The organism is Arthrobacter mangrovi, from assembly GCF_026011795.1.
In the GTDB taxonomy this organism is placed as follows: Bacteria; Actinomycetota; Actinomycetes; order Actinomycetales; family Micrococcaceae; genus Crystallibacter; species Crystallibacter mangrovi.
On the sequence record NZ_BRVS01000010.1, the window covers coordinates 1 to 14,360 of the forward strand.

11 protein-coding genes, 1 pseudogene and 1 riboswitch are annotated in these 14,360 nt (G+C 68.8%); of the genes and pseudogenes, 10 read left to right on the top strand and 2 right to left on the bottom strand.

Annotation, left to right across the window (positions count from 1 at the left end; all coding sequences use genetic code 11):
• The 7 genes and pseudogenes from AHIS1636_RS11805 to AHIS1636_RS11835 all read left to right on the top strand — a co-directional run.
• A partial coding sequence (locus tag AHIS1636_RS11805; RefSeq protein ID WP_264796032.1) for an HNH endonuclease signature motif containing protein occupies window positions 1-788 on the top strand: 788 nt, incomplete at its 5' end.
• 5 nt (window positions 789-793) lie between these two features.
• A riboswitch (TPP riboswitch) is annotated at window positions 794-901 on the top strand.
• Window positions 898-2,634: a phosphomethylpyrimidine synthase ThiC gene (gene thiC, locus AHIS1636_RS11810; protein WP_264796033.1), complete on the top strand. Its 1,737-nt coding sequence runs from the start codon at window positions 898-900 to the stop codon at window positions 2,632-2,634. Its footprint overlaps the riboswitch before it by 4 nt.
• Before the next feature lie 249 nt (window positions 2,635-2,883).
• Window positions 2,884-4,029, top strand: a complete 1,146-nt coding sequence (locus AHIS1636_RS11815) for a GTP-binding protein (protein ID WP_264796034.1) — start codon at window positions 2,884-2,886, stop codon at window positions 4,027-4,029.
• A gap of 104 nt (window positions 4,030-4,133) precedes the next feature.
• Window positions 4,134-4,256 carry a type B 50S ribosomal protein L36 gene (gene ykgO, locus AHIS1636_RS11820; RefSeq protein WP_264796035.1) on the top strand — a complete coding sequence of 41 codons (123 nt, stop codon included), beginning with the start codon at window positions 4,134-4,136 and terminating at the stop codon, window positions 4,254-4,256.
• Window positions 4,256-5,545, top strand: coding sequence for a zinc metallochaperone AztD (aztD, locus tag AHIS1636_RS11825; RefSeq protein ID WP_264796036.1), 1,290 nt, complete (start codon window positions 4,256-4,258; stop codon window positions 5,543-5,545). Before ykgO ends, aztD begins: the two co-directional genes overlap by 1 nt.
• A gap of 169 nt (window positions 5,546-5,714) precedes the next feature.
• The gene (locus AHIS1636_RS11830) at window positions 5,715-6,302 is read left to right on the top strand and encodes a hypothetical protein (RefSeq protein WP_264796037.1); all 588 of its coding nucleotides are present in this window, start codon (window positions 5,715-5,717) and stop codon (window positions 6,300-6,302) included.
• A gap of 122 nt (window positions 6,303-6,424) precedes the next feature.
• Window positions 6,425-6,955: pseudogene (locus AHIS1636_RS11835) on the top strand (hypothetical protein); the annotation flags it as partial.
• 112 nt (window positions 6,956-7,067) lie between these two features.
• Here AHIS1636_RS11835 and AHIS1636_RS11840 read toward each other — a convergent pair.
• Window positions 7,068-7,754 (bottom strand): response regulator, encoded by a 687-nt coding sequence (locus tag AHIS1636_RS11840; protein ID WP_264796038.1) that lies wholly within the window; start codon window positions 7,752-7,754, stop codon window positions 7,068-7,070.
• A 394-nt stretch (window positions 7,755-8,148) separates the two neighbouring features.
• Complete coding sequence (locus tag AHIS1636_RS11845; RefSeq protein ID WP_264796039.1) at window positions 8,149-10,143, bottom strand: ATP-binding protein; 1,995 nt, start codon at window positions 10,141-10,143, stop codon at window positions 8,149-8,151.
• Window positions 10,144-10,270: 127 nt separating this feature from the next.
• On the opposite strand from AHIS1636_RS11845, the gene AHIS1636_RS11850 reads away from it, so the two are divergent.
• The 3 genes from AHIS1636_RS11850 (at window position 10,271) to AHIS1636_RS11860 (ending at window position 14,247) form a co-directional block, all read left to right on the top strand.
• Complete coding sequence (locus AHIS1636_RS11850) at window positions 10,271-12,418, top strand: APC family permease (RefSeq protein ID WP_373875834.1); 2,148 nt, start codon at window positions 10,271-10,273, stop codon at window positions 12,416-12,418.
• A gap of 549 nt (window positions 12,419-12,967) precedes the next feature.
• Entirely contained in the window at window positions 12,968-13,846 is an 879-nt protein-coding gene (locus AHIS1636_RS11855) for a potassium transporter TrkG (protein WP_264796040.1), read from the top strand.
• The gene (locus AHIS1636_RS11860) at window positions 13,786-14,247 is read left to right on the top strand and encodes a potassium channel family protein (RefSeq protein WP_264796041.1); all 462 of its coding nucleotides are present in this window, start codon (window positions 13,786-13,788) and stop codon (window positions 14,245-14,247) included. The genes AHIS1636_RS11855 and AHIS1636_RS11860 overlap by 61 nt, the downstream gene beginning before the upstream one ends.
• The last annotated feature ends 113 nt before the right edge of the window (window positions 14,248-14,360 follow it).

The following is a 14,360-nucleotide window of genomic DNA, read 5'->3' on the forward strand; positions in this document are numbered from 1 at the left end:
CGGGCTGGCCGATGCCGACCCGGCCGCAGCAGCTGCTCGAAGGCCTGGTCGGTTCCTGCCGCATCGCGCTCTCCACCGACAAGCTCCCCAGCGCCGGGGGCCACCGGCCCCAGGTCATGGTCACCATCGACTACCAGGACCTCGTCCAACAGATCGGCACCGAGACCGGCACTTCCGGGCAGGCCGTGTTCGGCGGACTCATCACCCCGGCCACGGTCCGCAAAATGGCCTGCGACGCTGACCTGATCCCCATCGTGTTCGGCGGGAAGGGCGAAGTCCTCGACGTCGGACGCGCCCAACGCCTCTTCACCCCCGCCCAGCGCCGCGCGCTCGTCGCCCGCGACAAAGGCTGCGCCTTCCCCGGCTGCACCATGCCCGCGCACTGGACCGAAGCCCACCACATCCGCTACTGGAAAAAACACAAAGGCCGCACCTCCGTCGCCAACGGCGTCCTCCTGTGCTCCTTCCACCACCACCTCATCCACGCCGGCGACTGGATCATCGAAACCATAGACGGCATCCCGTGGTTCATCCCTCCCGCCTACACCGACCCCTCCCAAGTCCCACGACGCAACCACTACCGGCACCCGCCAACACTCAAGAGAGCCGTACAACCGGCCACTCCCGCCCGCCGGATCGACCGCCCGAACCCCAAACCCGCAGGACCACCCCCGCGGACGGACGCCCGGCGCCCTAGTCCCGCCGCAGCACCCCCACGGACCGACGTCCCGGCCCCGATCCCGCAGGACAACGCCCGCGATGCCGCCGACTGGCAGCACCGGTGCTAGGGTCGTTCCATCCACACGGGAGCCCTTGCAGGGGCTGAGATCGGGCTGATGCGGCCTGCGACCGTCGAACCTGTCCGGGTAATGCCGGCGAAGGAAGTGAAGATACATCATGAACGATTCGTTCCACCCTGCCCACTCGCTCCAGTACATCTCGGAAACGCACCGGGATATCCGGGTTCCGGTGACCGCAATTGCACTCGGAGATTCCCCCGGCGGGCAGCCGAATCCAGCCCTGCAGGTCTACCGCACCGCCGGCCCGGGAAGCGACCCTGTAGTGGGCCTGCCGCCGCTTCGGGAGGGCTGGATTGCGGGCCGGGCCGACACCGAAAGCTATGCCGGCCGGCGCCGCGACCTGCTCGACGACGGCCGCTCTGCCGTCCGTCGCGGAGCCGCCACGGCGGAATGGCGGGGCGCAAAGCCCAAGCCGCGCCGCGGCGTCGTCGGCAAGAGAGTGACGCAGATGCACTACGCGAGGGCCGGCATCATCACCGAGGAGATGAGATTCGTCGCGCTTCGGGAGAACTGCGATGTGGAGCTGGTCCGCTCCGAGCTCGCAGCCGGACGCGCCATCATCCCCGCCAACATCAACCATCCGGAGTCCGAGCCGATGATCATCGGCAAGGCCTTCCTGGTGAAGATCAACGCGAACATTGGCAACTCGGCGGTGACCAGCTCGATCGCGGAGGAAGTGGACAAGCTGCAGTGGGCCACGCGCTGGGGTGCGGACACCGTGATGGACTTATCTACCGGCGACGACATCCACACCACCCGCGAGTGGATCATCCGCAACTCCCCCGTGCCCATCGGCACGGTCCCCATCTACCAGGCGCTAGAGAAGGTTAACGGCGAGGCCGACCGCCTGACCTGGGAAATCTTCCGGGACACTGTGATTGAGCAGTGCGAGCAGGGCGTGGACTACATGACTATCCACGCCGGCGTGCTGCTGCGCTATGTGCCGCTGACCGCCGAGCGGGTCACCGGCATCGTCTCGCGCGGCGGGTCCATCATGGCCGGCTGGTGCCTGGCACACCACCGGGAGAACTTCCTCTACACCCACTTCGACGAACTCTGCGAAATCTTCGCCCGCTACGACGTCGCCTTCTCCCTGGGCGACGGGCTGCGGCCGGGTTCGGTGGCGGATGCCAACGATGAAGCGCAGTTCGCCGAGCTGGACACGCTGGCGGAACTGACGAAGCGCGCGTGGCAGTACGACGTGCAGGTCATGGTGGAAGGCCCGGGCCATATACCGCTCCACCTGGTGCGCGAAAACGTGGAGCGCCAGCAGGACCTGTGCGACGGCGCCCCTTTCTACACACTCGGCCCGCTAGTCACGGACGTCGCGCCCGGTTACGACCACATCACGTCCGCCATCGGCGCCACCGAAATTGCCCGGTACGGCACGGCGATGCTCTGCTACGTCACGCCCAAGGAGCATCTCGGGCTCCCCAACAAGGACGATGTGAAGGCCGGCGTGATCACCTACAAGATCGCCGCGCACGCCGCCGACGTGGCCAAGTGCCATCCGGGAGCCCGTGAGCGCGACGACGCGCTGTCCAAGGCACGCTTCGAGTTCCGCTGGCGCGACCAGTTCGCGCTTTCGCTGGATCCGGCGACAGCCGAGGCGTTCCACGACGAGACGCTGCCGGCCGAACCGGCCAAGACAGCGCACTTCTGCTCCATGTGCGGGCCGAAATTCTGCTCCATGCGGATCTCACAGGACATCCGGGACCAGTTTGGCGGTGCAAGCGAGCAGGAAGCGATCGCCGGCATGAACGCCAAATCGGCGGAATTCCGCGCCTCGGGCGGCAAGGTCTACTTACCTGCACCGGCGCCGCTTCGCCAGTAGAACGCGCGGCGGCCGGGGAAAGACCGGAGCGGGTCTTCCCCGGCCGGCCGACCGGCTTCATCATCTCGGATGCCTACCCCCTTCGACTGACAAGTGAGGGCTGGCCCCTCCAGGTCCACCCTCGTCCAGTGCTGGATTCCTCCGAACGATTTTCATGTTGTTGAGAATCATTGTCAATTGTGAAGCCACGGTGGCTTGAACACGTCCGGCCGTTGCTAATGAGAATGATTCGCATGTAATGTGCCGGTCATGCCCGTCATCCTCATCAGTTCCCTCGATCCTTTCTGCCGCCAGGCCGCCTGCGATGCACTGGGAAGCTCCGGCCCCGACGACACCGTGGTGCTGCACGACCTCCTGGAAAGCGGCACGGTACTGCGGCGGATCTATCGCGGGGCCAGGATGGTCGAGCGGGAGGAGACGCCACTCGAACACGGCTGCCTGAGCTGCACCGTCCGGCTAGATGTAGTTCCGACGGTGAGGCGCCTGCTGGAAGAGGGCCTCGACCGACTGGTGCTAGGCCTGCCGCCGTCGGTACCGGCGGAGACCGTCGTCTATGCGTTCGGCCACACGCCCGGCCCTTTGCCGGACTTTGCCTCGGTGGTGCTGGCTTGTGCGCCGGCCAACCTGGAGGACCAGCTCTGGGACGGGCACTCGCTGTTCGAGTCCGGCTACTCCCCTACCGCTGAAGACGACCGGAGGCCCGGAGAATTCCTGGTGCGGGAACTGGCCTTCTGCGACACGCTGCACTTCTCGGACCCGCCCATCGGCGCCGCGGCACCCGCGCACCACACACGCGGCACGAAGCTGGCGGCCGAAGTGGCGCCGCACGCCGCCGTCGTTCGCGGAAAGGAAGACCAGCCCGGACGCTTCGACCTTCGCGAGGCGCGCGCCCGCTCACACCCCGGTTCCGTGCGGGTACCGGCGTCCGACGCCAACGCGCCATACCGGACCATCGTGCTCCGGGCCGCCCGCCCGCTGCATCCCGGACGTTTCCGGCTGGCCCTCGCCGAACTCGCCTCCGGCAACTGCTGGCTTCGCGGACGGGTCTGGCTGGCTTCATCGCCGGCGTCCCGGGTGGCCCTGTGCGGCGCCGGTCCCAGGATCTGGCTTGAAGACACGGGACCATGGCTGGCCGACAAACCGGGCATCGACGCGGCATCCGCGGCGGCGCTCAGCACCGACGCCGCCCTCGACTGGCGCGACGAGCACGGCGACCGGGGAACGGTCCTGGCCCTAACAGGCATCGAGGTCGATGCCGTCGCCGGCACGCGACTGCTGCAGCATTGCCAGCTGACCGAAGCCGAACTGGCTCGCGTCCCGGCGCTCCGTGCCGACCCCTTCGGCCTTCCCGCTCTCACTGACCCCGGCTCGGCAGGCACTCCGGCCGGCCAGTAGGTCGGCACGAGCAGGCGCCCATGCGCTTGCGCTCGCGCGCCCTCCACCCTGCGCACCTGCGGGCTCCACCCCTTCGTCACCACCGCAATCCGAAAGAGGAAGCAATGAAAGTCCGAAACTCCCTGAAAGCCCTCAAGCAGCAGCCCGGCGCCCAAGTGGTCCGGCGCCGAGGCCGCGTCTTCGTCATCAACAATAAGAACCCGCGACTGAAAGCTCGGCAGGGCTGATGCGCGCGAACAACCCCGGCATCCGACGTCCTTCCGGCCGGCCGCGGCCCCAGACGGGCCGCCGGGCCCGGCCGCTCGCCCTCGTGTCCGCCGCTGCGGCCGCCCTGCTGCTGACCGCCTGCGGCCAAGCTGCCCCGGCAGGCAGCTCTTCCACCGCCGGCTCCGCCACGTCCGACAGCGGCAAGCAGGAGGCTGCATCGGCCACGCCCCGGCTGGTGATGACCTACGACGGCGGCATCATGACGATGGACGCCGCCAGCCTTGAGGTCATCGCCGAGGAGCCGCTGGCCGGATTCAACCGGCTCAGTCCTGCGGGCGACGGGCGCCATGTCCTGGTGTCCACCGGGGACGCTTTCAAGGTTTACGACGCCGGTGCCTGGTCCAGCAAGCACGGCGACCACGCCCATCACTACACCGTGCGGCCCGGGCTGACGTCCACGGAATTCGCCGCTTCCGAACCGGGCCACGCCGTCCGCCATGCCGGTGCCACCGCGCTCTTCAGCGACGGCACCGGCCGGGTGGAGATCTTCGACCCGTCCGGACTCGCCGACGGGAAGCCGGAAGGACGGGTGCACGCGCTCGAGCACGCGCACCACGGCGTCGCCGTTCCGCTGGATGACGGCGGGCTGCTTGTCACGCTTGGCACGGAAGAGTCGCGGAGCGGAGTCGCTGTGCTGGATGCGGATGGGAAGGAGCTTGCCCGGAACGAGCACTGCCCCGGGGCCCACGGCGAGGCTGTCGCGGAAGGCGCGATCGTCGTCGGATGCGAAGACGGTTTGATGATCTACCGCGACGGGAAGACCACCAAGGTGGACAGCCCGGATGGGTACGGCCGGATCGGCAACCAAGCCGGCACGGAAGAGTCCACCGTGGTGCTCGGAGACTACAAGGTGGATCCGGAAGCCGAACTCGAACGGCCCGAGAGGATATCGCTCATTGACACCGCGACCGGCAAACTGCGGCTGGTTGACCTTGGCACCAGCTATTCCTTCCGGTCACTCGGCCGCGGCCCGGAAGGCGAAGCCCTGGTCCTCGGGACCGACGGCTTCCTGCACGTGATCGACCCGGACTCGGGTGCGCTGATGAACCGCATTCCGGTTGTTGACGATTGGAGCGAGCCGCTCGAATGGCAGGAACCCCGTCCCGCATTGTTCGTGCAGGGCGGCGCGGCGTACGTAACTGATCCGGCCGAACAGAAACTACATGCCGTCGACCTTGACACGGGGAAGGTCGCCTCGACGGCGGAGTTGCCGCACGTGCCCAACGAGATCACCGGCATCTCCGGCTAGCCGACTGCCCGTCCAGCATCGGCTGGTGAGGCCTGCACGGCCCGTTCGGTGCAGGCCTCACCAGGCCAGTCCCGCCACGGGGCCACCACCGGCTGCTGCCGCATGGCGTCCGGCGTTGGGAATGCGCCCATGATGGCCAAGCCCTCCGGCGGCGTGTGAGGATTACGGCATGGCGAAGAAGACCCAGTCGAAGAAGAACATCCGCTCGCTCCTCGAACAGTCTGCGAAGGAGTCGCTGCCGCTGCGCATCAGGCGCGGCGTCCAGAAAAACGAAGTGGTCCATGGGACCGTGCTGGAGATCGGAGCGGACTGGATCCTGCTCGCTTCCCTCCGCGACGGCGGCTACCTGGACGGCTACACGGCGCTGCGGATCGAGGACCTGCGCCTGGTCGAAGCCGAGGAGACGTTCCTTCCGGTTTTGAAGAAGGACGCCCAGTGGCCGCCGAAGAAACCGTCGGCGCTGGACATCGCCAATCCGCGGACCATCATGGAAACCGCGGCGGCCAAGGAAACGCTGGTCGCCGTCTTCCAGGAAGCCAAGCGTCCAGATACCTGCCTGATCGGCGCGCCGATGGACTGGGGCAAGAAGTCCGTGTGGCTGCTCACCGTAGACCCCGCGGCCCAGTGGGAAGACTTCCTGATCAAGCTTCCGTTCAAGGACATCACCAGGATCAGCTTCGGCGGGGACTACGAGACGGCCCTGCTGCGGGTTGCCGGCGCCGTCCCCAGTCCCGAGACGCTGGACAACGGGCAGTAGGCGCGGCCTCGCAGGCACTCGGACCGGCTTCCCCGTTCCCATTGCGTTCGCTAGCCCATAGACTGTGAACTCCGGAAGATCATCAGCTTCCTTATTATCCACGAGCGCGAAGGAGAACTACAATGTCGGGAAATCTCATTGCACGCTCCATCCACGATCTGACCGCGGGTGCCTGGTTCGGCGGATCCCTCATGGGTGCCGTCGGCCTCAACGGGGCGACGGCTGAGGCCAAGGACCCCACGGAGCGCACGCGCCTGTCCAGCCTCGGCTGGAAGAAGTGGGCCCCGGTCCAGACGGCTGCCTTCGCCGCCCACCTCGGCGCCGGCATTCCGCTCATCCTCGGAAACAAGGAGCGGCTCGCTGAACAGCACGGCGTCATGCGGCTCACTACGTACAAGACCGTCGTCACCCTGGTCGGTGCCGCGGTGACCTTGTATGCGGGCATGGTGGGCCGCAAGGTCGACCTGCTCTCGGCTGAAGGGGCAGAGGGCGCCACCGAACCTTCGCCTTCTTCGTCGGAGGAACTGGCGTCGGCCCAGAAACAGCTCAAGATCCTGCAGTGGACCATCCCGGTCTTTGCCGGCTGGGTCATGGTCCTGGGCGCCAAGGAGGGCGAGATGCAGCGGGTGGAGAATGTTGCGCTCGGCCTGAAGAAGGCACAGCCCGCCCGCGGAGTCATGGCGCTGCCCGGGTTGGTCATGGCCCTGCCCGGTTTGAAGATGCTGGCGGCACACTCCGCCTGCCGGAAGTAGCAGCCAGGAGTAGTCAGGCGGGCGGGCCGGGCTCGAAGCGGTAGCCCATGCCGGCTTCCGTCAGGAGGTAGCGGGGCTTGGCCGGGTCCGGTTCGAGCTTGCGGCGCAGCTGGGCGATGTAGACGCGCAGGTACTGGGTTTCCTTCAGGTATGCCGGCCCCCAGACGTTCGTGAGGATCTGCTGCTGCGAGACGAGGCGTCCCGGGTTGCGGGCGAGCAGCTCGAGGATGTTCCACTCGTTCGGGGTCAGCCGCACGGCCTGCCCGTCCCGCATGACGCGCTTGTCGTTGAGGTTGATTTCGAAGTCCGCGGTAGCCACGGACGGGCCTTGGGCGGTGCTGCCGATCCGGCGATCCGCGGCGCGCAGCCGGGCGAGCAGCTCATTGAGGTCGAACGGCTTCGTCACGTAGTCGTCCGCGCCGGCGTCCAGGGCTTCAACCTTCTCGGCGGACGCGTGCCGGGCAGACAGCACGATGATCGGCACATCGCTCCAGCCGCGCAGGTCGCGGATGACGTCCACGCCGTCCATGTCCGGCAGCCCAAGGTCCAGGATGACCAGGTCGATCGGCGACTTGGCGGCTTCCGAGAGCGCGGCCCCGCCGGTGGCCGCCGTGTAGGTACGGTAGCCCCGCGCGGCGAGGTTCAGCTGCATGGCACGAAGAAGCTGCGGCTCGTCGTCGACGATCAGGACATTGGCCATCCCTGCCGCATCCTCCCTGCTGTGCCGGCTGCTACGCCTATTCTGCCCTGCCTGCCCGGCTCCGCGCCGCCGTCACCACCACTTGGACCTTCTCTTCTCGTGCAGCAGGGCGCGGACCAGCAGCCACAGGATGGCTCCGGCCGCGGCAAAGAGGCCAGCCAGCTCCCAAAGCTCGAGCTCATTCATCAGTTACAGGTCTCCCCGGTCAGGCGGCATCGAAGGTACGTCCGCATGACTCCAGCAAACCGCAGAACCCGGGCCGCCGCCGTCGTTCTTGATGCTTTCTTCACGCCGAGGGGCCGGATCTTTACGGGATCACAACGGCCGTGAATGGGGAAGCGGACGACGGCGGGGGGCCGGCTTTCTGCGCACGCTGCCTACCGCAGGACTTGCGTCACGCGCCGGTGGACAGCGGCAGCTTGATCACCATGGTGAGTCCGCCGCCGGGGGTCTCCTCCGCCGCGAGCCGGCCGCCCATCGCGTCGGTGAAGCCCTTCGCGACGGCCAGGCCCAGGCCGATCCCGGTGCCGGCGGGTTTGTCGTCGAGGCGCTGGAAGGGTCGGAACATGCTGAGCACCTGGTCGGCGGGGATGCCGCGGCCGTGGTCGATGATGCGCAGCTCGCCGGCGGGGCTGCCGTCCACTGTGGCGCTGCCCATGCCGGTGGCGGAGCCGGTGATGACGACCTCCGGGCCGGCGTACTTGAGCGCGTTTTCGACGATGTTGGCGATGACCCGCTCGAGCATGCCGGGGTCGGCGTCGACGGGCGGCAGGTTGTCCGGAAGGTCCACGCGCACGCCCTCCGCCGGCAGTCCGCGCAGCGCATCGCCGACGGCGTCGGTCCAGTAAGTGGGCTGGATCAGCGGGGTCACGGAGTCCGCGGTGAGGCGAGACATGTCCAGCAGGTTCCCGACGAGGACGTCGAGCCGGTCGGTGTAGTCCTCGATGGTGGCGAGCAACTCGGCCTCGACCTCCGGCGGAAACTGCACGGCGTCCTGGCGCAGGCTGCTGACGGCGAGCTTGATGCCGGCCAGCGGCGTGCGGAGGTCGTGCGAGACGGCCCGCAGGATCGAGGTGCGCATGCGGTTGCCCTCGGCGAGCCGGACAATATCGCGCTGGCTCGCTCGGAGCTGTTCCCGCTGGAGCAGGGCGAGCAGGTGCGCCCCGAAGGCGGCGAGCAGGTGCCGCTCCTCCTGGCTGAAGGGTCGGCCGGAGAGGGCGAGCGTGTGCTCCGGGTCGAGCGGCTCGATGACGTCGTTGCCGCTAGGTTCCGGAGCCGGCTTGCCGGCGGAAGCGGCGAGGCGCCAGCGGCCGGACGCACTGTCTCCGGCCAGCGCTCCGGCCTGCCGCGCGCCGGCCTGCCGTGCACCGGCGGGGTTGTCCGAGGTAGCGGGGCCGTCCGGGTTGTCCCCGCCGTCGAGCCCGTCCGGGTTGTCCGGGTTCCCGCCGGCCTGCCTGAGCACATACAGCCCGGCCCCCTGGCTCTGGAAGTACTCGCGGATCCGCTCCATGAACTCGTCCACCGTGTAGTGCTGCGCGAGGGTGCTGCGGCTCAGTTCGCCCAGCGCCGCCGCCTCCGCCCCGGCCGCGTCGGCTTCCCGGCTGCGCCGCGCGGAGAGCCCGACGACGAGGGAGACGGCGATCGCGACGGCCAGGAAGATGAGCAGCGCGAGCACGTTTTCCGGATCGCTGATGCCCAGCGTGCCCACCGGATGAACGGCGGAGAGATTTACGACGGCGCTGGACAGCACGGCGGCAAGGACCGCGGGCCAGAGTCCGCCGACGAGGGCGACGGCGATGGTGCCGCTCAGCTGGACGAGCATGTCCGTGGCGAAGTGGCCGTGCTCGAAGAGGCCGAGCAGGAACTGGAGCAGCACCGGCAGCAGCACCGCCAGCACGAAACCTGCGATGAGGCGGCCGCGGCCCAGCGGCGAGCGCGGCCTGGGTACCGCCTTGCTGGCCGGGCCCTGCCCGTGGCCGACCAGGTGCACGTCGATGCCGGCGGCCAGGCGCGGCAACCGGGCGCCGACCCCGCGGCGCAGCAGGGGAAGCCGTCCGTGCCAAGGGACACCGACGACGATCTGCGTGGCGCCGATGCCGCGGGCGAAGTCGGCCAGCGTCGCGGCGACGTCGGTCCCGCCGACCGAGTGGTAGCTGCCGCCCAGCCGCTCCACCAGCGCACGCTGCCGGTCCAGCTCCGCCTGCGAGCCGCCGCCGGCCCGGGACATCCGCACGTGCACGGCATGCAGTTCGGCCCCTTCGCTTCCCGCAAGGATCCGGGCCGCCCGCCGCACCAGCAGCTGCCCCTCGGGCCCGCCGGACAGACCGACCACGGCCCGCTCGCGCACGCTCCGCTTGGCGCGGCCGGTCCCCCGGCTCCCTGTTTCCATGGCTCCATTGTCGGCGCAACCCGGGCCGGCGCCGTCGTTATTTTTGATGTTTTCTTAACGCCAAACCGCACGTCGGGCCCGCCCAACGGGAGTAGTGTGGTCAATCGCTTCGGAAACCGGAGCCCTTATGCACCGCATCAGAAAGAAGACCGCGTTGGGTGCCTCAACCCAGTTCTTTGTCCCCGCCAGCGTCCCCCGCCCCACCGGGCACGGGAAGCCGGGCGGGGCGTTCACCCGCTGGCTGATGGAGCACCGGGTCCAGCCGGTGGGGCCGGAAAGCGCCGAGGCCGGCGCGCACGAGCACCCCTGGTGGAAGGTCATGTGCCTGACCGGCGTCGACTACTTCTCCACACTCTCCTACCTGCCGGCCATCGCCGCCCTGGCCGCCGGCGCGCTTTCGCCGCTGGCGACGCTGCTGATCGTCATCCTGACGGTCTGCGGGATGCTGCCGATGTACCGGCGGGTGGCCCAGGCGAGCCCGCACGGCCAGGGATCGGTGGCGATGCTGGAGAAGCTGCTGCCGTTCTGGCGCGGAAAGCTGTTCGTGCTGATCCTGCTGGGATTCGTGGCGACGTCGTGGATCATCACGATCACGCTGTCCTCGGCCGACGCGACGGTCCACCTGCTGGAGAACCCGCGGGCGCCGCAGTTCCTCGAGGGCCAGCAGCTGCCCGTGACCATCGGGATGCTGCTGGTCCTGGGCGGCGTGTTCCTGCTGGGCTTCACCGAAGCCGTGGCGGTGGCGATCCCGGTGGTGGCGCTGTTCCTGGCGCTGAATGCCGTGGTCATCGGGGTGGGAATTTACGACGTCGTTGCCACCCCGGGCGTCACCGCGGACTGGACCGCGGCGCTGACCGCGAGCTCCGGAGGCCCGGGCGGGCTGATCCTGCCGGCGCTGCTGGCATTCCCGCTGCTGGTGCTGGGGCTGTCCGGGTTCGAGACGGGCGTGAGCATGATGCCGCTGGTCGCTTCCCTCGGCGCGACGCCGGCCGAGCGGATGGCCTCGCGGGTGAAGAACACCCGGCGCCTGCTGACTTCCGCCGCCGCGATCATGAGCGTCTACCTGCTCGGCAGCAGCCTGGTGACCACGCTGCTCATCCCGGCGGCCGAGTTCCAGGAAGGCGGGGCGGCGAACGGACGCGCCCTGGCCTACCTGGCGCACGAGCGCTTCGGCGAAGGCTTCGGCACGATCTACGACATCTCCAGCATCCTGATCCTCTGGTTCGCCGGCGCCTCCGCGATGGCCGGGCTGATCAACATCGTGCCGCGCTACCTGCCGTCCTACGGCATGGCCCCGGAATGGAGCCGCGCCATCCGGCCGGTGGTCCTGGTCTACACCGGGGTCAGCATCGTCATCACCATCGCGTTCAAGGCGGACGTGAACGCTCAGGCCGGGGCCTATGCCACCGGCGTACTAGCCATGATGGTTTCGGCCGCCGCCGCCGTGGCCATCTCATGCTGGCGGGCCGCCGGCAAAGGTTCCCCCACAGAACCGTCACCCACCGGCGGCCCGCCTTATCCCTCCCCCGCCCGGCAGAACGGCGATGTCCCGGCCGGCCGGCATCCCGGCGAGGCCCGGGACCGGCAGCGTTCCCCGCATTCCCCCGCCCGGCGCCGGCTTCCCGCTGTCGCGTACTCCTTCCTGACGCTCGTGCTCCTCTACGCGCTCGTCGAGAACATCCTGGAGAAGCCGGACGGCCTGATGATCTCGCTGCTGTTCATCGGAGGCATCATCGCCATCTCGCTGGTTTCCCGCGTCACCCGGACCACGGAACTGCGCGCAGACCACATCGTGTTCGACGACGAGGCACGCCGGTTCATCCGCGACACCCTCGAGTACGACGGCCGGATCAACCTGATCGCGCACAAGCCGACGTCGACCGGGACGTGGGCCTACGCGGACAAGGAGGCGACCCAGCGACGGATCAACCCGGTCCCGGGCCTGGCCGACGTGATCTTCCTTGAAATCGAGATCAACGACCCCTCCGGGTTCAGCGACACGCTCCACGTGCGCGGCGAAGAGGCCGGCGGCCACCGGATCCTGAGGGCGCAAAGCCCCGCGGCGCCGAACGCCCTCGCCGCCATCCTGTTCGCGCTGCGCGACGCCACCGGCGTGATGCCGCAGGCCTACTTCGAATGGTCCGAGGGCAACCCGCTCACCCATTTGATGCGCTACCTGCTCCTCGGCCAGGGCGACACCCCGCCCGTGGTGCGCGAGATCATCCGGCAGCACGAGCCGAACCCGCTCCGCCGCCCGGGCGTCCACGTCGGTTGACCCCGACCTCACCCTTCACCCAGCACGCGCCGTTCCCCCCCGACCTCGCCGTTCATGCGGTACCGAACCCCTCTTCCCGACCCCCGGCCTTCCACCCACAAGCCAGCCCCTCTCCCCGACACCTTCCACCCACCAGCCAGCCCCTCTCCCCGACACCCGGCCTTCCACCCACCAGCCAGCCCCTCTCCCCGACACCCGGCCTTCCACCCACAACTCACCGCCGCCCAACGCCATCCCTACAAACGATTGGCCGGAAACGACCCCCTTAGATCTTCTAAAGGGGTCATTTCCGGCCAACAGATGAGGGGCTCCAACAGATGAGGGGCTCCAACAGATGAGGGGCTCCAACAGATGAGGGGCTCCAACAGATGAGGGGCTCCAACAGATGAGGGGCCGGGGCCATTCCGGCGTGCGAGGCGCGGCTCCGAGCCGAGGTGCGCTCATCGGCCAGCCAGGGCCGCCCAGGGGGGGGCCCTGAATGCCGGCGCTCTCCGTACCCTCTGTCCCAGGACCCGGGATCCAACCTGCAGCACAGGAAAGGAACAACCTATGGCCGCCAAGGCCCCACCGGCCCGCCGTGCCCGCAAGGCGCGCCGGCAGCAGCTGGCCCGAGCCGGCCGGGTGCAGCGGGCGCGGCTGCCCCGCGGCGCCGGCCGGATGCAGCGGACGCAGCTGCCCCGCGGCGCCGGCTTGGCACGCCGCTCCGGCTGGCCTTGGCTTCCCCGGCCGACCGCAGCGCTGGCACGGCTGGCGCGCACCGCCGTCGTACTTGGCAGACTGATCCGACCGCGGCACCCGGCGCAAGTGATCGCCCTCGGTTTCGGCGGCGCTACCCTCGCCGGCACCGCGCTGCTGATGCTGCCGATCTCGAAGCAGGGCGAGGGTGGCGGCACTTTCCTGGAGGCGCTGTTCACCGCCACGTCGTCGGTCTGCGTGACCGGACTGATCATCGTCGACACCCCGGTCTACTGGACCACGTTCGGGCAGGTCGTCATCATGGTCCTGATCCAGCTGGGCGGGTTCGGCGTGATGTCCTTCGGGGCGCTGCTGGGCGTGCTGATGGCCGGCCGGCTGGGCCTGCGCGCGAAGATTTCGGCCGCCGCAGAGACCAAGAGCACCGGGTTCGGCGACGTCCGGACGGTCCTGCTCGGCGTCCTGAAGGTCTCGCTGCTCACGGAGGCGGTACTGGCGCTGGTGCTCACGGCGCGCCTCATGGCCGGCTACGGCTACGCGCCCGGCAAGGCCCTGTGGAACGGCGCGTTCCTCGCCGTCTCCTCCTTCAACAATGCCGGCTTCGCACTGTACTCGGACAACCTCATGTGGTCCGCGCCGACTCGACCAAGGAGGAGGCGCTGCGGCAGCTCTCCGTGCACGAGTTCGACCGCGCCGTCGTCGGCATCGGCACGGACGTGGAAGCCAGCATCCTGACCACGTCGCGGCTGCTCAAGTTCGCCAAGCCGGTGATCTGGGCCAAGGCGATCAGCGAGCCGCACGCCGAGATCCTCGAGCAGCTTGGCGTGCACCACGTGATCCGGCCCGAACATGACATGGGCCGGCGCGTGGCCCACCTGGTCCGCGGCGCCATGCTGGACTATGTCGAGTTCGAAGACAACTTCGTCATGATCCGGACGACTCCGCCCAGCCTCGCCCAGGACCGGCCGCTCGAAGTGCTGCAGCTCCGCTCGAAGTTCGACATCACCGTCGTCGCCGTGAAACGCCAGGGCAGCCATTGGGAGCACACGACCCCGCAGACCGTGCTCTACGACGACGACCAGATCATCGTCCAAGGCACCAAGGAGAAGGCCGAGTCCTTCAGCGCCCTGCTGTGACGGCGGCCGACCGCAGCCCGGCTCCTCCCGGACGCGCGGGGTCCACTCCGACTCGCGGAACCCCGGTGCCCGGCCAACCCGCGGAACCCCGGTGCCCGGCCATTTCTCCGACC

Coding starts and splice junctions, on each gene's coding strand:
- AHIS1636_RS11845 (WP_264796039.1), bottom strand. CDS start 10,143: ATGGAAACAGGGAGCCGGGGGACCGGCCGCGCCAAGCGGAGCGTGCGC.
- thiC (WP_264796033.1), top strand. CDS start 898: ATGAACGATTCGTTCCACCCTGCCCACTCGCTCCAGTACATCTCGGAA.
- AHIS1636_RS11855 (WP_264796040.1), top strand. CDS start 12,968: ATGGCCGCCAAGGCCCCACCGGCCCGCCGTGCCCGCAAGGCGCGCCGG.
- AHIS1636_RS11815 (WP_264796034.1), top strand. CDS start 2,884: ATGCCCGTCATCCTCATCAGTTCCCTCGATCCTTTCTGCCGCCAGGCC.
- ykgO (WP_264796035.1), top strand. CDS start 4,134: ATGAAAGTCCGAAACTCCCTGAAAGCCCTCAAGCAGCAGCCCGGCGCC.
- AHIS1636_RS11850 (WP_373875834.1), top strand. CDS start 10,271: ATGCACCGCATCAGAAAGAAGACCGCGTTGGGTGCCTCAACCCAGTTC.
- AHIS1636_RS11830 (WP_264796037.1), top strand. CDS start 5,715: ATGGCGAAGAAGACCCAGTCGAAGAAGAACATCCGCTCGCTCCTCGAA.
- AHIS1636_RS11840 (WP_264796038.1), bottom strand. CDS start 7,754: ATGGCCAATGTCCTGATCGTCGACGACGAGCCGCAGCTTCTTCGTGCC.
- aztD (WP_264796036.1), top strand. CDS start 4,256: ATGCGCGCGAACAACCCCGGCATCCGACGTCCTTCCGGCCGGCCGCGG.